At 42.4% G+C, this 20,878-nt stretch carries 22 protein-coding genes; 21 read left to right on the top strand and 1 reads right to left on the bottom strand.

The features are described from left to right. The 11 genes from Q1J64_RS02980 to uvrC form a co-directional block, all read left to right on the top strand. Positions 1–419: CvpA family protein (locus Q1J64_RS02980; protein WP_301107611.1), on the top strand; the 419-nt coding region annotated here is incomplete at its 5' end. 72 nt (positions 420–491) lie between these two features. Next, the gene (gene polX, locus Q1J64_RS02975; RefSeq protein ID WP_301107610.1) at positions 492–2,198 is read left to right on the top strand and encodes a DNA polymerase/3'-5' exonuclease PolX; all 1,707 of its coding nucleotides are present in this window, start codon (positions 492–494) and stop codon (positions 2,196–2,198) included. A 16-nt stretch (positions 2,199–2,214) separates the two neighbouring features. Continuing rightward, entirely contained in the window at positions 2,215–4,572 is a 2,358-nt protein-coding gene (locus Q1J64_RS02970) for an endonuclease MutS2 (RefSeq protein ID WP_301107609.1), read from the top strand. A gap of 65 nt (positions 4,573–4,637) precedes the next feature. Further along, positions 4,638–5,051: a DUF350 domain-containing protein gene (locus Q1J64_RS02965; RefSeq protein ID WP_301107608.1), complete on the top strand. Its 414-nt coding sequence runs from the start codon at positions 4,638–4,640 to the stop codon at positions 5,049–5,051. A gap of 314 nt (positions 5,052–5,365) precedes the next feature. Further along, positions 5,366–7,069 carry a long-chain-fatty-acid--CoA ligase gene (locus Q1J64_RS02960; RefSeq protein WP_301107607.1) on the top strand — a complete coding sequence of 568 codons (1,704 nt, stop codon included), beginning with the start codon at positions 5,366–5,368 and terminating at the stop codon, positions 7,067–7,069. Between the two features lie 89 nt (positions 7,070–7,158). Beyond that, a complete protein-coding gene (gene fadR / locus Q1J64_RS02955) occupies positions 7,159–7,743 on the top strand; it encodes a fatty acid metabolism transcriptional regulator FadR (protein ID WP_301107606.1) in 585 nt (194 codons plus the stop codon). Between the two features lie 28 nt (positions 7,744–7,771). Continuing rightward, positions 7,772–8,545, top strand: coding sequence for an enoyl-CoA hydratase (locus tag Q1J64_RS02950; protein ID WP_301107605.1), 774 nt, complete (start codon positions 7,772–7,774; stop codon positions 8,543–8,545). Positions 8,546–8,568: 23 nt separating this feature from the next. Further along, positions 8,569–9,342, top strand: coding sequence for an electron transfer flavoprotein subunit beta/FixA family protein (locus Q1J64_RS02945; RefSeq protein ID WP_301107604.1), 774 nt, complete (start codon positions 8,569–8,571; stop codon positions 9,340–9,342). Positions 9,343–9,375: 33 nt separating this feature from the next. Beyond that, positions 9,376–10,344, top strand: coding sequence for an electron transfer flavoprotein subunit alpha/FixB family protein (locus Q1J64_RS02940; RefSeq protein WP_301107603.1), 969 nt, complete (start codon positions 9,376–9,378; stop codon positions 10,342–10,344). 89 nt (positions 10,345–10,433) lie between these two features. Continuing rightward, positions 10,434–10,748, top strand: a complete 315-nt coding sequence (gene trxA, locus Q1J64_RS02935) for a thioredoxin (protein WP_009497578.1) — start codon at positions 10,434–10,436, stop codon at positions 10,746–10,748. 54 nt (positions 10,749–10,802) lie between these two features. Continuing rightward, positions 10,803–12,596, top strand: coding sequence for an excinuclease ABC subunit UvrC (gene uvrC, locus Q1J64_RS02930; protein WP_301107602.1), 1,794 nt, complete (start codon positions 10,803–10,805; stop codon positions 12,594–12,596). Positions 12,597–12,613: 17 nt separating this feature from the next. Here uvrC and Q1J64_RS02925 read toward each other — a convergent pair whose 3' ends face one another. After that, the gene (locus Q1J64_RS02925; RefSeq protein ID WP_301107601.1) at positions 12,614–13,021 is read right to left on the bottom strand and encodes a YslB family protein; all 408 of its coding nucleotides are present in this window, start codon (positions 13,019–13,021) and stop codon (positions 12,614–12,616) included. 225 nt (positions 13,022–13,246) lie between these two features. On the opposite strand from Q1J64_RS02925, the gene Q1J64_RS02920 reads away from it, so the two are divergent. From Q1J64_RS02920 to Q1J64_RS02875, 10 genes are all read left to right on the top strand, one after another. Further along, positions 13,247–13,855: a succinate dehydrogenase cytochrome b558 subunit gene (locus tag Q1J64_RS02920; protein WP_301107600.1), complete on the top strand. Its 609-nt coding sequence runs from the start codon at positions 13,247–13,249 to the stop codon at positions 13,853–13,855. A 45-nt stretch (positions 13,856–13,900) separates the two neighbouring features. Continuing rightward, positions 13,901–15,655, top strand: a complete 1,755-nt coding sequence (sdhA, locus tag Q1J64_RS02915; RefSeq protein ID WP_301107599.1) for a succinate dehydrogenase flavoprotein subunit — start codon at positions 13,901–13,903, stop codon at positions 15,653–15,655. Beyond that, on the top strand, positions 15,652–16,446 hold the full coding sequence (gene sdhB / locus Q1J64_RS02910) for a succinate dehydrogenase iron-sulfur subunit (RefSeq protein WP_301107598.1): 795 nt from the start codon (positions 15,652–15,654) through the stop codon (positions 16,444–16,446). The genes sdhA and sdhB overlap by 4 nt, the downstream gene beginning before the upstream one ends. 178 nt (positions 16,447–16,624) lie before the next feature. Beyond that, positions 16,625–17,074 (top strand): acyl-CoA thioesterase, encoded by a 450-nt coding sequence (locus Q1J64_RS02905; RefSeq protein ID WP_301107597.1) that lies wholly within the window; start codon positions 16,625–16,627, stop codon positions 17,072–17,074. A gap of 76 nt (positions 17,075–17,150) precedes the next feature. Further along, positions 17,151–17,363, top strand: a complete 213-nt coding sequence (locus tag Q1J64_RS02900) for a helix-turn-helix domain-containing protein (protein WP_301107613.1) — start codon at positions 17,151–17,153, stop codon at positions 17,361–17,363. Positions 17,364–17,554: 191 nt separating this feature from the next. Then, positions 17,555–17,962 (top strand): MarR family winged helix-turn-helix transcriptional regulator, encoded by a 408-nt coding sequence (locus Q1J64_RS02895; protein ID WP_301107612.1) that lies wholly within the window; start codon positions 17,555–17,557, stop codon positions 17,960–17,962. Positions 17,963–17,971: 9 nt separating this feature from the next. Beyond that, the gene (racE, locus tag Q1J64_RS02890) at positions 17,972–18,763 is read left to right on the top strand and encodes a glutamate racemase (protein ID WP_301107596.1); all 792 of its coding nucleotides are present in this window, start codon (positions 17,972–17,974) and stop codon (positions 18,761–18,763) included. A gap of 123 nt (positions 18,764–18,886) precedes the next feature. Beyond that, positions 18,887–19,645, top strand: coding sequence for a ribonuclease PH (gene rph / locus Q1J64_RS02885; RefSeq protein ID WP_301107595.1), 759 nt, complete (start codon positions 18,887–18,889; stop codon positions 19,643–19,645). Beyond that, a complete protein-coding gene (locus Q1J64_RS02880; protein ID WP_301107594.1) occupies positions 19,642–20,256 on the top strand; it encodes an XTP/dITP diphosphatase in 615 nt (204 codons plus the stop codon). The genes rph and Q1J64_RS02880 overlap by 4 nt, the downstream gene beginning before the upstream one ends. Beyond that, on the top strand, positions 20,253–20,741 hold the full coding sequence (locus tag Q1J64_RS02875; RefSeq protein WP_301107593.1) for a metallophosphoesterase: 489 nt from the start codon (positions 20,253–20,255) through the stop codon (positions 20,739–20,741). The genes Q1J64_RS02880 and Q1J64_RS02875 overlap by 4 nt, the downstream gene beginning before the upstream one ends. Positions 20,742–20,878: the final 137 nt, after the last annotated feature.

Here is a 20,878-nt window from a genome sequence, read left to right as displayed (position 1 = left end):
TGTATTACAAGCCGCTGGCAGAAAAGTTGATCCTGTGGATACCTTATCCGGGAGCGACGGCGGATGCGAAATTAAGCTGGACATTTGATCATTTAGATTTAGATATGACATTTTATCGCTTAATCGCATTTATTTTTATTTTTGTAGCAGTTAAATTGGCGCTTCAGTTAATTGGCTCGATGTTGGACTTCTTAAAACATTTACCGGTATTAGGCTTTGGTGCCCGTCTATTTGGTGCTGGTTTTGGATTTATTGAATTTTACTTCATCATCTTTTTCTTTTTATCTATCTTGGCGATTTTGCCAATAGAAATTATTCAAAATTCTCTTCGCCATTCATTACTGGCAAAGGCGATGTTTGAACACACACCGATTATTTCATCGGCAATTAAAAATTGGTGGTTTGTGTACGTAGGCTGATGAAAGTACATATGAAACGACAGCTTCCCGTTAGCGTGGAAGCTTTTTTAACAGAGTGAGGAGGATATTGATTTGAATAAAAAGACGATTATCCGTACTTTTGAAAAAATAGCGTTATATATGGAACTGCTTGGAGAAAATCATTTCAAAGTGGCGGCTTTCAGAAAAGCGGCCTCTGTTTTGGAATTGGATACGAGAAGCCTGACTGAAATGGACGATATTCTTTCATTGAAAGGAATCGGAAAAGGAACGGGTGCAGTCATCACAGATTTAATGGAAAACGGTTCATCTGAAGTGCTTAAAGAGCTAGAAGATCAGGTGCCCAAAGGCTTGATTCCGATGCTGAATATTCCTGGATTAGGCGGCAAAAAGATTGCCAAGCTGAGAGAAGCGCTGAATATTGATTCAGTGGAAGCGCTGCGTCAGGCATGTGAAGAGCAAAAAGTGAGTAAAGTGCCGGGCTTCGGTAAAAAGACAGAAGAAAACTTATTAAGAGAAATTGAAGTGCTTGCAGAGCGCTCAGGTAAAACACCAATCTGGCAAGTGGAAAAGGTTGTCGATTTCGTTGAAAAAGAATTGCAGTTAATTGAAGAAATTGAGAAGTTTCATGTGGCAGGCAGTTATCGCAGACGTGAAGAGGAAAGCTCTGACGTTGATTGGATTCTGGTGACGGAACAACCTTCAACGGTTCGTGAAAAAATACTTGCTGCATTGCCGATTGAAAAAGTGATTGCCGGAGGAGATTCAAAACTATCGATCTCACTTGATATGGAAAACGCCATTGATGCAGATTTTCGTTTCGTGACAAATGAACAATTTGCCTCGGCATTGAATCACTTCACTGGGTCTGCGGCACATAATGTCCGAATGCGTCAGCTTGCGAAAAGCCGGAAACTGAAAATCAGTGAATATGGTGTAGAAGACGAATCAGGAGAGGTTCAAACTTTTACTAGCGAAGAAGAGTTTTATGCTTATTTTGATCTGCCTTTCATTCCGCCGAGTATTCGCAAAGACGGAACCGAAATAGACCGGGCAAATGAAATTTCAACGTTGGTATCACCCGAATTAATTACGTCTGATTTGCATATGCACACGACATGGTCCGACGGTGGTTATTCAATAGAAGAAATGGTGGAAGCCTGCCGTGCGAAAGGTTATTCACATATGGTCATCACCGATCATTCCCAATATTTAAAAGTAGCTAACGGATTAACACCTGAAAGGCTGCTGAAACAAATAGAAGAAATCCGTACAGTCAGTGTAAAGTACGATGATATAGAAGTGTTCTGTGGAACTGAAATGGATATTTTACCGGACGGCACATTGGACTTTGATGATGAAATCCTGGAACAACTGGATTTTGTTATTGCATCCATTCATTCGAGTTTCAATCAGCCGCAGGAACAGATTATGGAAAGGCTGCATTCTGCATGCAAAAATCCGTACGTTCATATGATTGCACACCCGACCGGCCGCATTATTGGACAGCGGGAAGGCTATGATCCTGACATGGAGCAGCTGATCAAGTGGGCTAGCGAATACGGGAAAATATTAGAGGTCAATGCCAACCCATACCGTCTGGACTTGCGCACAGAGCATCTACTTATGGCAAAAGAAGCAGGCGTCAATATAGCGATCAATACAGATGCTCATGCTACAGAGCAATTGGATTATATGCCGATTGGCGTAGAATATGCACAAAAAGCATGGCTTCCGGCTGAGCAAGTAATCAATACATGGTCGGTAGAAACATTCATCAAGAACGTTATCCGTAAATGAAAGGAAGTGTAAGACATTGGAAAAACGTGTCTTAAAAACACTTGAATTTGATAAGATTATTGAGCAAGTGGCTGCCCAGTGTACATCGTCAGCAGGACGTTCACATGTGGAGCAGCTAGTTCCATCCCATCAATTAGAGGATGTTCAGCGTTTATTGGAAGAGACAGATGAAGGATTAGCTTTGCTTCGAATACGAGGGAATGTGCCGATGGGTGGCATTCATGATATTCGACCGCATGCAAAGCGAGCACAAATTGGCGGGATGCTCAGCGCGATGGAGTTAGTGGAAATAGCAGACACTATCCGTGCAAGCAGAATCTTGCGACAGTTTTTGGAAGCGGTAACTGCTGAAGGCGAGATTTCGATTCCGCATTTAATTGGCCGTAAAGAAGCGCTGCCCATTCTGACAGGACTTGAACATGAAATCAATGCAGCGATCGATGATAACGGCAGGGTAGTAGACAGTGCATCTGCTGCATTAAGATCTGTTCGGCAGGGCCTTCGTATACAGGAAAGCCGGGTCAGAGAAAGACTGGAAAGTTACACGCGAGGGAAAAACGCCTCCAAAATGCTTTCAGATGCCATAGTCACCATGCGGAATGACCGATATGTGATTCCGGTAAAAGCGGAATACCGTTCCCATTACGGCGGCGTGATCCATGATATGTCTTCTTCTGGCCAGACACTTTTCATTGAACCCGATGCGGTAGTTCAGGCAAATAATGAAATCCGCAGTTTGAAAGTGAAGGAGCAGGAAGAAATCGAAAAAATTCTTCTTGCCCTTTCTGCAGAGGTTCAAGCAGTTGCGCATGATTTATTTACGTTGGTACAGCTATTGGCCGAAGTAGATGTTATTTTAGCGAAAGCGAAATATGGAACTGCAAATAAATGTACGAAGCCCGAAGTGAATCAGAATGGTTATATGCGTCTTGCCAAAGCGCGCCACCCGCTATTGCCGATCGAAGAAGCGGTTGCCAATACGATTGAATTTGGTGACGAGATTACAACGATCGTTATTACGGGACCAAATACAGGCGGTAAGACGGTAACACTAAAAACGGTAGGACTCTGTACACTGATGGCACAGGCCGGACTACCGATTCCTGTGTTGGATGGTTCAGAAATTGCTGTGTTCGATTCGATTTACGCTGATATAGGGGACGAGCAGTCGATTGAGCAAAGTCTGAGTACGTTCTCCTCTCATATGGTTAATATAGTGGATATTCTGAAGAAATTCGATGATCGTTCATTATTATTATTTGATGAATTAGGTTCAGGTACTGATCCGCAAGAAGGGGCTGCTTTGGCAATCTCGATCTTGGATGAAGTTCATGGCAGCGGGGCGCGTGTCATGGCGACGACTCATTACCCAGAATTAAAAGCTTACGGCTATAACCGTCCCGGAGTGGCGAATGCCAGTGTGGAATTTGATATTGATACGCTGAGTCCGACGTATCGCCTGTTAATCGGCGTGCCAGGACGAAGTAATGCGTTTGAGATTTCAAAGCGACTCGGTTTGCATAACCATATTATTGACCGGGCAAAAAGTTTTACCGGAGAGAACCGCGGAGAAGTAGATTCCATGATTGCTTCATTGGAAACCAGTCGTGTGCAGTCGGAAAAAGATGCGGAACGGACTCATGATGTGTTACTGGAAACAGAGCAGCTGAGAAAAGAATTAAATGCCAAGCTTGCAGAATTTGAAGAGCAGAAGGATCGCTTAACAGATGCGGCAAAAGAACGTGCGAAGAAAATCGTGGAACAGGCAAAAATAGAATCAGAAGCTGTCATTTCGGATTTGCGTGCACTGCGTATGACTGCTGGGGCGAGTGTTAAAGAACATGAACTGATCGAAGCGAAGAAGCGTCTTGAAGGGGCTGCTCCTGCAGAAAAGAAAAAGAAAGCGATCAAGGCGAAAGCAGCTCCTCGTCCACTTCAGCCTGGTGATGAAGTCAGAGTTCTGGCATACGGGCAAAAAGGCGTTTTGGTCGAAAAAGTTTCTGAAAAAGAATGGGTCGTTGAAATCGGTATTTTAAAAATGAAACTACCCGAGACGGGACTTGAATACATTAAACCTGAAAAAGAGAAGAGACAAGTGGTATCTGCAGCAGTCAGAGGCCGTTCGGGACATGTGAAACTAGAGCTGGATCTGCGGGGCGAACGTTATGAAGATGCAATTGCACGCACTGAAAAGTATTTGGATGATGCACTGCTGTCCAACTATCATCAAGTTTCCATCATTCACGGCAAGGGGACAGGTGCCTTGCAAAAAGGTGTCCAGCAATATTTGAAAAAGCACTCCCGCGTAAATTCTTACCGCTTTGGCGAGGCCGGTGAAGGCGGTTCCGGGGTAACAATCGTTGAATTGAAATAAAATGAAACTTTTCGGCACTATCAATCGTAAGACAAGCAAGAGAATATAAAGAGGGTGCCGAAATTATGAATTATACGGGATTTTGGAGTCATCCGTTAGTTGAAACTGCAGGGTATTTTAGTGTGGTAACACTTTGTCTGATCGTCTCCATGGTATTATTTGAGGTTGTAACAAAATATAAAAACTGGGAAGAAATTCGTAAGGGCAATCTGGCCGTGGCGATGGCAACAGGCGGTAAGATTTTTGGTGTCGCAAATATTTTCCGCTATTCCATTGAACAGCACAACAGTCTTCCGCAGATGATGGGATGGGGATTGTTTGGCTTCACGTTGCTCGTCTTTGCCTACCTGCTTTTTGAATTCCTGACCCCGAAGTTTAAAGTGGATGATGAAATACAGGCGGATAATCGTTCCGTCGGTTTCATTTCTCTTTGTATTTCGGTTGGTCTGTCCTTCGTTATAGGAGCCAGTATTTCATAGGGGATAGCGTATTATGGAAAGATTAATTAAAATTTTAATTGCGGTCTGTATATTATTCGTTTTGGTCGGAGTATACTGGCTCTTCACAAACACACCTTGACTTCTGTCGGGTGTGTTTTTAGATTCAGGAGGTATTAATTATTTGAAGACGCATATTATTCTATGGGCAGACATCTAATAGATTAATTCCGATATTGCGACTGTCGAATCTAGTAAAGCGCTTTCATATTTATCTTGTAAACTAAATGGTTTATCGATATACTAATGAACAAGGAATATTCAAATAATTAATTACAAGTGAAGGAGTTGTGAAGATGACACAGAAACCTTGGTTATCAACCTACCCCCCTGAAATTCCGACTACGTTGGAATACGATCAAATTCCATTGCAGGAATACTTAACGAGATCAGGGAAAAAGTATCCGGACCAAACTGCAATTCATTTTATGGGAAAGGATATTTCGTTTAGAGAGTTCCATGAGTCTGCTTTAAAGTTTGCAACGTATCTGCAGAAGTTGGGTGTCGAAAAGGGTGACCGTGTAGCAATTATGCTTCCAAATTGTCCTCAGGGCGCCATCGCATACTTCGGTATCCTCTATGCAGGCGGCATTGTCGTACAGACGAACCCGCTGTATACAGAACGTGAGTTGTCTTATCAAATGTCAGATTCTGGGGCAAAAGCTATTATTTCATTAGACATCTTATTCCCGAGAATCTCAAAAGTTGTGAAATCTACTTCATTGGAACATGTAATCATTACAAGTATTAAAGACTATCTGCCGTTCCCTAAGAATCTGATCTATCCGTTTATTCAAAAGAAAGAACACGGTGTTACGGTAAAAGTTGAACACAGGGGAATGCATCATTTATATACTGAAATAATGAAGTCCACAAAGCCAAAGCCTGTTCATGTTTCGTATGAAAAAGGCGATATTGCACTTCTGCAATATACGGGCGGAACAACTGGACCTCCTAAGGGAGTGGAATTAACACATTCCAATTTAATAAGCAACACAGAAATGTGTAGTGCATGGCTTTATAAAACAGAAGAAGGTAAAGAAACAATTATGGGAATTCTGCCGTTCTTCCATGTGTATGGGATGACAACTGTGCTGATTTATGCTGTAATGAAAGGGCACAAAATGGTGCTGATTCCGAAATTTGATTTCAAAACAGCATTAAAAGATATTGACAAGCAGAAACCTACTCTGTTCCCGGGTGCGCCGACTATTTACATCGGACTTTTAAATCATCCTGACTTGAATAAATATGATCTTTCATCCATCAAAGCATGTATCAGCGGTTCCGCTGCACTGCCTGTTGAGGTGAAAGAGAAATTTGAGGAAATCACCGGTGGAAAATTGGTTGAAGGATATGGACTTACAGAGACTTCTCCTGTAGCACTGGCGAACTTTGTCTGGGATGGACTGGAGAAACGAGGATCTATCGGTGTGCCTTGGCCAGATACAGATGCATGCATTCTCGGTCCTGGATCAACTGCATCACTTCCTGTCGGGGAAATAGGGGAAATTGCTGTGAAAGGTCCTCAAGTTATGAGAGGATATTGGAACAGGCCGGACGATACGGCAGAAACGTTCCGTGATGGCTGGTTCCTGACTGGTGATTTAGGTTATATGGATGAAGACGGCTATTTCTATATTGTGGATCGTAAAAAAGATATGATTATTGCAAGTGGTTTTAATGTTTATCCGCGAGAAATTGAAGAAGTGCTGTATGAGCATCCTGATATCCAAGAATGTATCGTAGCGGGCGTGCCTGATCCATACCGCGGTGAAACAGTAAAAGCTTATATTGTATTAAAAGACGGTCATTCCGTAACAGAGAAAGAATTGGATAAGTACTGCAGGAAGCAGCTGGCGGCATTTAAGGTTCCTAAGAAGTATGAATTCCGCGATGATCTGCCGAAAACAGCAGTTGGTAAAATTCTTCGCCGCTCGCTTGTGGACGAAGAACGAAAGAGATTAACTGAGAGCAATGATACGCTAAAAACTTCTTAACAAAAAACTTGACTACAACTAAAAAGTCTATTAATATGAAAATATGAATGAATCATCATTCATATTTTCTTTTTTGGTGGTGAAAGATATTGAAACGGACAAAACCTAAGTATAAACAAATTGTGGATGCTGCAGTTATCGTAATTGCGGAAAATGGATACCACCAAGCTCAAGTCTCGAAGATCGCTAAAGAAGCGGGAGTGGCTGATGGAACAATCTATCTTTATTTTAAGAATAAAGAAGATATTCTCATTTCTGTCTTCCGGGAGAAAATGACGATTTTTGTAGAGAACGTTAAAGAAATATTAACTAAAGATCTTTCCACCTCAGAGAAATTAGGAAAAGTTGTAGAAAACCATTTCAGAGTGCTGCAGGATGATCCTCATTTAGCTATTGTCACCCAGCTGGAGCTTAGACAGTCCAATAAAGATCTGCGTTTCCAAATTAATAATGTATTAAAGGAATATTTGATCTTGCTGGATAATCTACTTGACACAGGGGTAAAGAATGAAGAATTTGCAGTTGATTTGGATTTACGTCTGGCCCGGCAAATGCTATTCGGAACTATGGATGAAACGATCACTTCATGGGTTATGAATGAACAGAAGTATGATTTAGTTAGTCTAGCTCCAAAAGTTAGCAAGATGTTACTGCATGGATTTCAGCAAAAATAACTGTATAATATCAAAGGGGATGTAGTAGATGTCATTGATTAAGATGGAAAAGGACGGTCATATCGCATTGGCGAAAATCGATCACCCTCCAGCAAATGCACTTTCATCAAAATTAATTGAAGAAGTGGATCAACTCTTGACCAATGTAGAGAACGACAATGAAATTCGAGTCGTCGTTCTCTATGGGGAAGGCAGATTCTTCTCAGCGGGAGCAGATATTAAAGAATTTACGACAGTCAATACAGGTGATGCGTTTTCGAAGCTTTCGGGGAAGGGCCAGGAAGTATTTGAGCGTTTAGAAAATTTTCAGAAACCTGTAATCGCTTCCATTCATGGAGCTGCACTTGGCGGAGGATTGGAACTGGCTATGGCATGTCATATTAGGCTTGTTACGAAGTCTGCAAAACTAGGTTTGCCTGAACTGCAATTAGGACTCATTCCCGGATTTGCCGGAACGCAACGTCTGCCGCGTCTGGTCGGAGTCGCTAAAGCAGCAGAAATGATGCTGACAAGTGACCCGATTTCAGGTGAAGATGCTGTTCGATGGGGGCTTGCCAATCATGCGTATGCAGACGAAGAGCTAATGGATGCGACGTTGAAGCTGGCAAAGAAAATCAGTTATAAGAGTCCGATTGCTGTGAAGCATGCATTACATATGCTGTCATTCACGAAAGACCAGTCCTTCCATGATGGTGTGGAAGCGGAAGCAAAGTCGTTTGGTGAAGTCTTTATTTCTGAAGATGCAAAAGAAGGAATTCAGGCATTTATTGAAAAGCGTCAACCTACATTTACCGGAAAGTAATTATTGAATAGGAGGTTTTATTAATGAACATTTATGCATTAGTAAAAAGAACATTTGACACGGAAGAAAAAATCTCAATCTCAAACGGGGCTATTTCAGAAGATGGCGCAGAATTCATCATCAACCCTTATGATGAGTACGCTGTAGAAGAGGCAATTCAACTGCGCGATGAGCATGGTGGTGAAGTAACGGTCCTGTCAATCGGTGAGGAAGATACTGAAAAGCAATTGCGCACAGCTTTGGCAATGGGTGCAGATAAAGCAGTTCTGATTGATGTGGAAGATGACATTGATGAAATGGATGAATTCACTTCTGCTAAAATTATTGCAGATTACTTGAAAGATAAAGAGGTAGATATCATTCTAGCAGGTAACGTAGCAATCGACGGCGGATCCGGACAAGTCGGCCCTCGTGTTGCTGAGTTGCTAGGCATCAACTATGTAACAACAATTACTGACCTTAAAATTGATGGGACTACTGTAACAGTTGTTCGTGATGTTGAAGGTGACTCTGAAACGATTGAAACGTCTCTACCATTGCTTGTGACAGCACAGCAGGGATTGAACGAACCGCGTTATCCATCTCTTCCAGGAATCATGAAGGCCAAGAAAAAGCCCTTAGAAGAGCTGGAATTTGATGATTTAGATCTTGAAGAAGATGATGTGGAAGCGAAAACTGAAACAATCGATGTATTCCTTCCTCCAGCAAAAGCAGCTGGCCGACTAATTGACGGGGAACCTGCAGACCAAGCAACTGAGCTGGTAAAATTATTGCACTCTGAAGCGAAAGTAATTTAATTCATATAGAACCGTAATAGGAGGGACTACATTATGTCAAAGAAAATTTTAGTTTTAGGTGAAGCTCGCGAAGGCGAATTACGTAACGTGTCTTTTGAGACAGTTGCAGCAGCGAAAACGATTTCAGGCGGCGGGGAAGTTGTCGCTGTTCTAATTGGAGATCAAGTCCAGTCATTAGGTGAAGAAATGATTCATTACGGCGCTGACCGTGTCGTAACAGTTGAACATCCTCATTTGAAGCATTATACACCGGACGGCTTTGGCCAGGCATTCATGGCTGTTTTTGAAGACGAGTCTCCGGAAGGTATCGTTTTTGGACACACAGCAATGGGGAAAGATCTTTCTCCAAAAGTGGCTAGTAAACTATCAGCAGGTCTAATTTCAGATGTAACAAAAATTGAAGGAGAAGGCGATGATGCAGAATTCATCCGCCCAATCTATTCAGGTAAAGCGTTTGAAAAAGTAGAAATCAAGGACGGCTTGCAGTTTATCACTATTCGTCCAAACAACATTGAACCGCTTGCGCACGATGCTGGCCGTTCGGGAGAAGTCACTTCAAAAACAGTTGAAATCACTAACCTGCGTTCAGTAATTAAAGATGTAGTTAGAAAGTCAACAGAGGGTGTAGACCTATCTGAAGCGAAAGTAATCGTCGCTGGAGGACGCGGAGTTAAAGGGCCAGAAGGTTTCGAACCTCTTAAAGAATTGGCTAACCTTCTCGGTGGAGCAGTCGGTGCTTCCCGTGGTGCATGTGACGCGGACTACTGTGATTATTCATTACAGATCGGTCAGACAGGCAAAGTCGTAACACCAGATCTTTATATTGCAGCGGGTATCTCAGGTGCGATCCAGCACGTTGCAGGTATGTCGAACTCTAAAGTAATTGTTGCGATCAACAAAGACCCAGAAGCGAATATCTTCAAGATTGCAGACTACGGTATCGTAGGAGACATTTTTGAGATTATTCCAGTTATGATTGAAGAAATCAAAAAAATTAAGTAAGCGAACTGAGCTGTAAGCATTTTTTTAGCCCCAGTGAAACCTCCATGATATAATGCGATATAGTTGTAGATTAAAGGAGGCAATTACTGATGGCAATTATTAATGCAACAGATGCGAACTTTGCTGAAAATGTAAAAGAAGGCGTGGTACTTGTAGATTTTTGGGCACCTTGGTGCGGACCATGTAAAATGATCGCTCCCGTGCTTGAAGAACTTTCAGGCGAGGTAGAAGGTAAAGCAAATATCGTCAAAGTTAACGTCGATGATAACCAGGCAACAGCTAGTCAGTTTGGAATCATGTCCATCCCAACACTTCTTCTATTTAAAGATGGAGAAGTTGCGGAAAAGGTTGTTGGATTCCAACCGAAAGAAGCACTTGCACAATTAGTTGAAAAACACGCGTAAATACAAGAGACCGGGAGCTATCGTAGCCACCCGGTCTTTTAGTAGGTGAAAATAATGAATGAAATTATTGAACATAAATTATCGATCCTCCCCGAACTACCAGGCTGCTATTTAATGAAGGATCGTCAGGGTACTGTGATTTACGTAGGAAAAGCAAAAGTACTGAAAAATCGCGTCCGAAGCTATTTCACAGGATCTCATGATGGTAAAACACAGCGGCTTGTTGGTGAAATTGAGGATTTTGAATATATCATCACCAATTCAGAAATCGAGGCACTTATCCTCGAATTGAATATGATCAAGAAATATGATCCGAAATATAATATTATGCTGAAGGATGACAAAACGTATCCTTATTTGAAAATCACCAATGAGCGACATCCAAAACTCATCATTACAAGAAAAGTAAATAAGAAATCAGGAAAATATTTCGGACCCTATCCGAATGCGACAGCAGCACATGAAACGAAAAAGCTGTTGGATCGCTTGTATCCTTATCGTAAGTGTCAAACCCTACCATCCCGTGCCTGCCTTTATTATCATATCGGGCAATGTCTAGCACCTTGTATTAAAGAAGTACCTGCAGAAGCCTATACCGAAATGATTGCAGATATCAGCCGTTTTTTGAACGGTGGCTATAAAGAAGTGAAGAAAGATTTGCAGGACAAGATGCAAAAAGCGGCAGAAGAGCTGGAATTCGAACGCGCAAAGGAATACCGCGATCAGATCACAAACATTGAAACGGTCATGGAAAAGCAAAATATGAATGCCAACGACTTTACCGACCGTGATATTTTTGGATATGCAGTTGATAAAGGCTGGATGTGTGTTCAAGTATTTTTTGTGCGGCAAGGTAAGATGATTGAACGTGATGTATCCATTTTCCCTGCCTATCAAGATCCGGAAGATGAACTGCTAACGTTCTTAGGACGGTTTTATGGTGAAGCACAGCATCTGCTACCGAAAGAAATTCATCTTCCTGAAAGCGCAGACTTAGAACTTGCTCAGCAATTACTTAATACGAATATTTATGTGCCACAAAGAGGAAAGAAAAAAGATCTGGTTAAGCTGGCGAATAAAAATGCAGAAATAGCGCTAAGTGCGAAGTTCCAGCTGATTGAACGGCAGGAAGAGCGCACAATCGGAGCGTGCGAAGAGTTGGGACGGGCAATGTCCATCAGTACCCCTCTGCGAATTGAAGCATTTGATAACTCTCATACACACGGAGTAGAACCTGTATCTGCAATGATTTCATTTATTGACGGCAGGCCAAACCGTAAAGATTATCGGAAGTATAAGACGAAGACTGCTGCGGCACATGATGACTATGGAGCAATGCGTGAAGTGATCAGACGCCGGTATACCCGTGTGTTGAAGGATCAACTGCCTTTGCCTGATTTGATTGTCATTGATGGCGGTAAAGGGCAGATGGAGATTGCGAGAGAAGTTTTGGAAGACGAGTTAGGTTTAGAGATACCGATCGCAGGTCTTGCGAAAGACGATAAGCATAATACAGCACAACTTCTTTATGGGAATCCCGCTGAAATTGTTCCGTTGAAGAAAACAAGCGAAGCATTTTATTTATTGCAGCGCGTACAGGATGAAGTGCACAGATTTGCGATTACGTTCCATCGTCAGCGCAGAGGCGCATCTTCGCTAACGTCTTCATTGGATGGAATTGAAGGGATTGGCCCTAAACGAAAGCAGCAGCTTCTGAAACATTTCAAAACGGTCAAGGCCATCCGACAGGCTACAGAAGAACAATTGAAGGAAGCTGGGTTACCTGCGAAAGTGGCTGGAGAGCTGATTGCCCATTTTAATGAACCGAAAGAGGAAGAAACCCCCTAACCTTAGTCGAGGGGGTTTCATAGTGTCGATTTTGGATCACCTTTAACAATAAAATAAATGAATGATTCCTTCGACATTTTTTCTCCGTAACATTCTGTAACATAACCATTCACTTTTTGATGCTGTTCTGCTAAAAATCCCGCTTCCAATGAGCAGGAACCTCCGGAAAGATCAAGCAGACTGCTGTTATGTAAGGTGTAGTGTGTTTCTTGTTTCACTGTTTTTTCTAACGTCAGATTACCCCAGCCTGCTTCAGTAAAAAAAGCTGGCAGTTCATCGAGCGAAAGTACTGGGAATTTTCTGGCCATATCTTTACCGAGCCAATAGAGTATATCGTCTTCGTGTTTGCCTAGTAAAGTGGGTAATAGATGATCCCGCATCAGGTTATAACCAAAGTTCGTGGCTTGTGTCTGTTGAGTATTCAATGATTGACAATCCTTTCAGAAAAAAATCATACAAGATTAGAGTAATTTTTAGAAAAATCGCAATAAAGTATAAAAAGTTGACAGCATCTTGACCTGCCACATACAGAGGAGTACAATGTACATGTTATCATATTGTACCACGAAGTGAGATACCGAGGAAGTGCAGCTAAATAGAGAATCTGCATTCATTGAGGATGATCTCAGAAATAAGGGAGGGTAAAAGACTTGTCGAAAGAATCAGATTTTTTCTTACGCCGTCTACATTCGTTGCTCGGGGTTATTCCAGTCGGACTATTTGTTGCCCAACACTTAGTTATCAACCACTTTGCAACACGCGGTGAAGAAGCATTTAACAATGCATCTAACTTCATGGGGAACTTGCCGTTTGTATCATTTTTGGAATGGTTCATTATCTATATACCATTAATGTTCCATGCTTTTTACGGGGTGTACATAGCTTTTTCTGCGAAATACAATGTGAATCATTATGGTACTTTCCGTAACTGGATGTTTACGCTTCAGCGTTTCACTGGTGTATTCCTTGTCATCTTTATCGCATGGCATGTATACGAAACACGTATTCAAAAAGCACTTGGTGCAACAGTAGATTATAACATGATGGCGGATATCTTATCGAATCCACTTATGCTTGTATTCTACATCGTTGGAATCCTATCTGCGACTTTCCACTTGGCGAACGGACTTTGGTCTTTCTGTGTCACTTGGGGTATCGCACAATCACCAAACGCACAAAAAATCGTTTCTTATATTACAATGATCGTATTCTTAGTGCTGTCAGTTATCGGAATTCAGGCACTTCTAGCATTTGTTTAATCAACTAACTAATGAAATCATGAATATTTGAGGAGTGAAACAATAATGGCAAAAGGCAGATTGATTGTCGTCGGTGGAGGGTTAGCTGGTTTAATGGCTACCATCAAGTCAGCAGAAGCTGGCACACCGGTTGACTTGTTCTCGCTAGTACCAGTGAAACGTTCCCACTCCGTATGTGCCCAAGGCGGCATTAACGGTGCTGTAAACACGAAAGGTGAAGGCGACTCGGTCGACATTCACTTTGACGATACAGTATACGGCGGAGACTTTCTAGCGAATCAAAAACCAGTGCAAGCGATGACGGCAGCAGCTCCTGGAATCATCCACTTACTCGACCGTATGGGCGTTATGTTTAACCGTACACCAGAAGGTCTATTGGATTTCCGTCGTTTTGGAGGTACACTTCATCACCGTACAGCGTATGCAGGTGCGACAACTGGACAGCAATTACTTTATGCTCTAGATGAGCAGGTGCGTTCTCATGAAGTTGCGGGATTAGTTCAGAAATATGAGCACTGGGAATTCCTCGGAATCATTAAAGATGAAGAGGGAGTTTGTCGTGGGATCAAAGCACAAAACTTGAAGACAATGGAAATCCAAGCATTTAAAGCAGATGCTGTCATCATGGCTACCGGCGGACCTGGAATCATTTTCGGAAAATCTACGAACTCTGTTATTAACACTGGTTCAGCAGCTTCAATTGTGTATCAGCAAGGTGCGAGTTATGCGAACGGAGAATTCATTCAAATTCACCCGACAGCGATTCCTGGAGACGATAAGCTTCGTCTGATGAGTGAATCTGCACGTGGTGAAGGTGGACGTATTTGGACGTATAAAGACGGAAAACCTTGGTACTTCTTAGAAGAAAAATATCCGGACTACGGTAACCTGGTGCCACGTGACATTGCGACACGTGAAATTTTTGACGTCTGTGTAAATCAAAAATTGGGTATCAATGGTGAAAACATGGTGTACTTAGATCTTTCTCATAAAGATCCTCATGAATTAGACGTCAAGCTTGGCGGAATCATTGAGATTTATGAGAAGTTCACAGGGGACGATCCTCGTAAAGTACCAATGAAAATCTTCCCAGCAGTTCACTACTCAATGGGTGGACTATGGGTTGATGATCATCAGCAGACAAGTATTCCTGGATTATTTGCTGCTGGAGAATGTGATTTCTCTCAGCACGGTGCGAACCGTCTGGGTGCAAACTCATTGCTTTCTGCAATCTACGGCGGTATGGTCGCTGGACCGAACGCAATTGATTATATGAAGCATCTTAAGCGTACAGCTGATGAACTGCCAAATGATATCTATGATGCGGCAATTCAAGAAGAGCAGCAGAAATGGGAAGACCTGCTTAAAATGGACGGTACGGAAAATGCGTATGTCATCCATAGAGAGCTTGGCGAATTAATGACTGAAAACGTAACAGTGGTACGTTTCAACGATAAGCTGAAAGCGACAGACGAAAAAATTGTTGAGTTGCTTAAGCGTTATGAAAATATCAGCATGACAGATACACAACAATGGTCTAACCAGGGAGCTATGTTTACACGTCAGTTGAAAAACATGCTGTACCTTGCACGCGTAATTACGATCGGCGCATTAATGCGTGATGAGAGCCGTGGCGCGCACTATAAGCCTGACTTCCCGAATCGTGACGATGAGAATTTCTTGAAGACGACTATGGCGAAATTTGACGGAGTATCTGCACCGATCATCACGTATGAAGAAGTAGATACTTCTCTTATTCCTCCACGTATACGCGATTATTCAGCGAAGAAAGGAGATTGACAAAAGTGAGTGAACAACAAACAGCGACGGCAACTAAAACAGTTGTGTTTGATATTCAGCGCCAAGACACTGCTACTTCTAAACCATATACAGAACGTTTTGAAGTTCCATACCGTCCGAACATGAACGTTATTTCGGCACTTATGGAAATCAGACGAAACCCTGTAAATGCTAAAGGTGAGAAAACAACGCCTGTGAACTGGGATATGAACTGTCTGGAAGAAGTATGTGGTGCTTGTTCTATGGTAATCAACGGACGTCCGCGCCAGTCTTGTACAGCGCTGGTAGATCAATTGACACAGCCGATCAAACTTGAGCCTATGCGTACGTTCCCTGTCGTCCGCGACTTGATTGTAGATCGCGAATTCATGTTTGATTCATTGAAGCGAATTAAAGCATGGGTTCCGATTGACGGAACATATGATTTAGGTGAAGGACCTCGTATGCCTGAGCGTAAGCGTCAGTGGGCTTATGAATTGTCTAAATGTATGACTTGCGGTGTATGTTTGGAAGCATGTCCAAACGTAAACGACAAGACGAATTTCATGGGACCTGCATTAATGTCTCAAGTACGTCTTTTCAATACACACCCAACTGGTGCTATGAACAAAGACGAGCGTTTGGCAACGGTGATGTCTGACGGAGGAATCACGGAGTGCGGTAACTCACAAAACTGTGTAGTGGCATGTCCAAAAGGAATTCCTTTGACAACATCCATCGGTGCGATTGGAAGAGCTACAACAATTCAAATGTTCAAGAACTTCTTCGGAAGTGATCATCAAGTAGACTGATTGCAGTCAAAAACGGCTTACCTTTATGGTGAGCCGTTTTTATGTTTTAGAAAAGTTTGTAGACTTCAATTTTAGAAAAAGTCCGTGTCAGCGGTTCTTGTGCAAGCGTTGACGAACATCTTTTTTTTGATATAATAAAAGAATGAATGTTCATTCATTTTGAAAAGGGGATGTTAGTATGAAAGCAAATTACATTGAGGACTTACAAAATTGGGAGAGCGAATTCTCTTTCTATACAGAAATACCTGTGCGTTTTTCAGACACTGATATGTTTGGTCATTTAAACAATACAAAAGTTTTCGTTTATTTTGAAGACGCTCGGATACAATATCTGCAAACTCTTACTAAAGTAATGGAAAAAGCTGAGCAAAATCCCGATATGATTCCGGTTGTTGCTGATTTGCAATGTGACTTCGTTAAACAAATATTCTTTGATGAGAAGTTAAAAGTTTATGTAAAAGCGAATTCATTAGGGACTACATCTGTAGATCTTCATTATATGGGGAAAAATGAAAAGAATGAAATAGTCTTTACAGGCAGAGGAACAGTTGTTCAGATTAATAAAAGAACAGGTAGACCGGTCGCTTGGTCTGAAGAAGAAAAGAAAGTGTTCCTGCAATACGCTTAAAAAGCCTACACAGACGCGCCCTCGCTCACATATCTTAAGATGAAAGCGTAAAGAGGAGGGGCGCACCTTGGATGAAATGCAGAATCGTTCTTTATTGACGAATCGAGAACGTCAGATTTTCACATTGCTCGTTGATGATTTTACGACCAAAGAAATTGCAGGACAGCTGACGATCAGTGAAAAGACTGTTCGGAATCATATATCCAATACGATTCAGAAGCTGGGTGTATCAGGCAGAGCACAAGCTATTGTAGAACTGCTGCGGTTAGGAGAATTAAAGCTTAATTAAGTGAATAACTATATTACGCCGAGGCGTGATTGAATGACAATAGGTGACAGCGAACCCTCTACTCTCAGAATAAAACATGTAAAAGTATTGCGTTCATCAATGAAAAAGGTACAATATAAAGACAGGAATCATTTCAGGGAGCTGATTTTTTGTCGAACGAACAAAAAAGCCTTTTATGCGAGATTGCGCTAATGGAAAAAGATTTGCGTCATATTGCAGCAATTATAAAAGAGCAAGGACGTAAAATCCTAAAAAATTATACGATTACACCTCCTCAATTCAGTGCTCTTCAATGGCTGCTGGAACATGGCGATATGACAATCGGTGATTTATCCAATAAAATGTTTTTGGCATTCAGTACGACGACGGACTTAGTTGACCGAATGGAAAGCAGTCAGTTGGTCAAACGTTTACGGGATGACAAAGACCGGCGAGTTGTTCGTGTTCATTTATTGCCTGAAGGTGAACGCATTATTGAGGAAGTCATAAAAAAGAGGCAACATTACTTGCAAGATGTCCTTAAAAACTATGATGAAGAAGAAATTCATCAGTTTACGACATTGCTTGCTAAGTTACATGAAGAGATGAAAAGAGATTGAGGGATTACAGTGAACGCACCTATTGGAGTTATTGATTCGGGTGTCGGCGGATTGACGGTCGTAAGAGAATTGCGAAAGTATCTGCCGAATGAACCCATTATTTACATTGGCGATGACGCACGTTGTCCTTATGGGCCGCGGACAGCAGAAGAAGTTTTACAGTTTACGCTGGAAATGGTCAGCAGTCTGGCAGAAATGGGTGTTAAAATGCTGGTTATTGCATGCAACACTGCGACAGCCGTTGCATTGGACAAAGTGCAAAGCTTATTTTCATTTCCGGTAATCGGCGTCATACAGCCGGGTGCACGTGCTGCTGTAAAAGCGTCATCGACGGGAGAAGTCGCTGTGCTTGGAACACTCGGTACAGTGAACAGCAGAGCGTATGATCAGGCGCTTCAGCAACTTACACCTGAAGCTGTGGTACATTCATTAGCCTGTCCGGAATTCGTACCGATTGTAGAAAGCGGCGAATACCGTTCGGCTGCTGCAAGAACAATAGTGGATCGGACTCTTCAGCCATTACATGCCAGCTCTTTTGATACGGTAATTCTTGGCTGTACGCATTTTCCACTGCTACAAGAACATATAGAAGAACATTTTCATGGGCAAAAACATATTATTTCATCTGCGGTGGAAACGGTCATTGATGTCGACAGAATTCTGCGTGAACAGCAGATTGAATCCTCTGCAGCGCAACTGCCTGTTTTTTATACAACAGGCTCTGTTGAGAAGTTCCGTTCGATTGTTGCAGACTGGTTAAGCATTCCATTTCCTGATGTACGTTCCATAACATTCAAATGAAATTAGAACCCGAAAACGTAAGTTGTTTTCGGGTTTTACTGTTGGTATGGTAAGATGGGTTGAATGTTTTTTTGATGAAGAGGTAATATACAATAAAAACTGTACTTTAATGGAGGATATATTATGAGACATGACGGCAGAGCAATTGAGGATATTCGGACAGTAACGATTGAGAAGGATTATTTAATTCACCCTGAAGGATCCGTACTAATTTCGGTTGGCAATACGAAGGTGATTTGTACGGCAACGATTGAAGACCGTGTGCCTCCTTTTCTTCGCGGGAGTGGAAAAGGCTGGATTTCGGCTGAGTATTCTATGTTGCCTCGTGCGACTGGACAGCGAACAATCCGTGAATCTTCAAGAGGTAAAGTCGGCGGACGCACGATGGAAATCCAGCGTTTGATTGGACGAGCACTGCGTGCGGTAGTTGATTTGGATGCGATTGGTGAGCGGACGATCTGGATCGACTGTGATGTGATTCAAGCGGACGGAGGGACTCGTACGTCTTCTATTACAGGTGCGTTTGTCGCATTAGTAATTGCTGCGAATAAATTGCAGATCGAAAAGAAACTACCGATATTCCCGGTGCGCGATTTTCTTGCTGCAACAAGTGTAGGCAAGTTGCCGGATGGACAGCTTATTACCGATCTGGACTATGTTGAGGATTCTTCAGCAGATGTTGATATGAATGTTGTCATGACAGGAGAAGGCCAATTTGTTGAGCTGCAGGGAACAGGAGAAGAAGCGACATTTTCCCGTGCAGAAATGAATGATTTACTGACGTTGGCAGAGCAGGGAATCGAGCGGTTGATCGCGATTCAAAAAGAAACGTTAGGAGAACTGGCGAATAAAGTCGGACAGCAGGCAGGCGCTGCACAATGAAAGAAATACTGATTGCGACGAACAATAAAGGCAAAGCAAAAGATTTTGAAGCATTATTTCAACCGCTTGGCATTTCAGTTCTGACATTGAAAGATTTAGAAGTGGGTATTGATGTAGAAGAGACTGGAACAAGTTTTGTAGAAAATGCTATTTTAAAGGCAGAGACCGTCTCGAAGTTGTTAAATAAAACAGTGATTGCAGACGACAGCGGCTTAGAAGTATATGCATTGAACGGAGAGCCGGGCGTCTATTCTGCACGCTATGCAGGCGAGCCGACCAGCGACGAAGCAAATATTGATAAACTGCTTAGCAACCTGAACGACGTCCCTTCAGCGAAGCGTCAGGCACGTTTTTGCTGTGTGTTGGCAATTGCGGGGCCGACAATTGAGACTATCACTTTTTCAGGAAGTTGTGAAGGGATTATTGCTGCAGAGCGACAAGGGGCAAACGGCTTTGGATATGATCCAATCTTTTATGTGCCCGAAAAGGAGCGGACGATGGCTGAATTGTCAGCTGAAGAAAAAGGTGCTATTTCCCATCGAGGCGCTGCTTTGAGGCAGCTAAAAGAAAAGCTGCCAGAGCTTTTAAAAACAGTGGGAGAAGATAAATGAAATTCATCGTACTAAGCGATTCACATGGAGATACGACTACTGTCGAAGAAATTATTTCATTGCCGGCTGATGCCGTTTTTCACTGCGGAGATAGCGAATTGCCGGCAGATCACCCCTTGCTTGCCAATTTACATATTGTAAGAGGCAATTGTGACCTAGATACCCATCTGCCAGCCATATTTTCTGTACAGGCCGGTGATGAAAAAGTTATGGTTGTACATGGTCACGAACATGGCGTAAAGAACTCGTTGCTGGCTCTTTCCTATGCTGCTGCAGAACAGCAGGCGACCATTACGCTATTTGGCCACTCTCATCTGTACGGTGCCGAAATGATTGATGGTATCCTATTCGTCAATCCGGGAAGTACTACGCAGCCACGGGGCCTCAGAGAAGCGACGTATGCAGTCATTGAGACCAATAATGAAGAGTATCTCGTCAGCTTTTATAATATGCAGCATAAATTAGTGGAACAGACAATTTGTTAGAATAATTAAATATAAAATATAGTGTTGACTTTTAATTGTGTCATGCCTATAATAGTTCTTGTGCCTGTGTTAGCAGGTATTTGTCTCAGTAGCTCAGCTGGATAGAGCAATGCCCTTCTAAGGCATCGGTCGGGGGT

The sequence above is a fragment of the Sporosarcina sp. genome (assembly GCF_029257255.1).
GTDB lineage: Bacteria > Bacillota > Bacilli > Bacillales_A > Planococcaceae > Sporosarcina.
The sequence above is the reverse complement of the archived record's forward strand: the minus strand, read 5'-3'. Positions and strand labels throughout refer to the sequence as shown.

Bases quoted from the DNA above. Each gene is read 5' to 3' on its own strand.
- Q1J64_RS02965 (WP_301107608.1), top strand. From the start codon at position 4,638: ATGAATTATACGGGATTTTGGAGTCATCCGTTAGTTGAAACTGCAGGG.
- Q1J64_RS02960 (WP_301107607.1), top strand. From the start codon at position 5,366: ATGACACAGAAACCTTGGTTATCAACCTACCCCCCTGAAATTCCGACT.
- Q1J64_RS02950 (WP_301107605.1), top strand. From the start codon at position 7,772: ATGTCATTGATTAAGATGGAAAAGGACGGTCATATCGCATTGGCGAAA.
- Q1J64_RS02945 (WP_301107604.1), top strand. From the start codon at position 8,569: ATGAACATTTATGCATTAGTAAAAAGAACATTTGACACGGAAGAAAAA.
- Q1J64_RS02940 (WP_301107603.1), top strand. From the start codon at position 9,376: ATGTCAAAGAAAATTTTAGTTTTAGGTGAAGCTCGCGAAGGCGAATTA.
- trxA (WP_009497578.1), top strand. From the start codon at position 10,434: ATGGCAATTATTAATGCAACAGATGCGAACTTTGCTGAAAATGTAAAA.
- uvrC (WP_301107602.1), top strand. From the start codon at position 10,803: ATGAATGAAATTATTGAACATAAATTATCGATCCTCCCCGAACTACCA.
- sdhA (WP_301107599.1), top strand. From the start codon at position 13,901: ATGGCAAAAGGCAGATTGATTGTCGTCGGTGGAGGGTTAGCTGGTTTA.
- Q1J64_RS02905 (WP_301107597.1), top strand. From the start codon at position 16,625: ATGAAAGCAAATTACATTGAGGACTTACAAAATTGGGAGAGCGAATTC.
- Q1J64_RS02900 (WP_301107613.1), top strand. From the start codon at position 17,151: ATGCAGAATCGTTCTTTATTGACGAATCGAGAACGTCAGATTTTCACA.
- Q1J64_RS02895 (WP_301107612.1), top strand. From the start codon at position 17,555: ATGGAAAAAGATTTGCGTCATATTGCAGCAATTATAAAAGAGCAAGGA.
- rph (WP_301107595.1), top strand. From the start codon at position 18,887: ATGAGACATGACGGCAGAGCAATTGAGGATATTCGGACAGTAACGATT.
- Q1J64_RS02880 (WP_301107594.1), top strand. From the start codon at position 19,642: ATGAAAGAAATACTGATTGCGACGAACAATAAAGGCAAAGCAAAAGAT.
- Q1J64_RS02875 (WP_301107593.1), top strand. From the start codon at position 20,253: ATGAAATTCATCGTACTAAGCGATTCACATGGAGATACGACTACTGTC.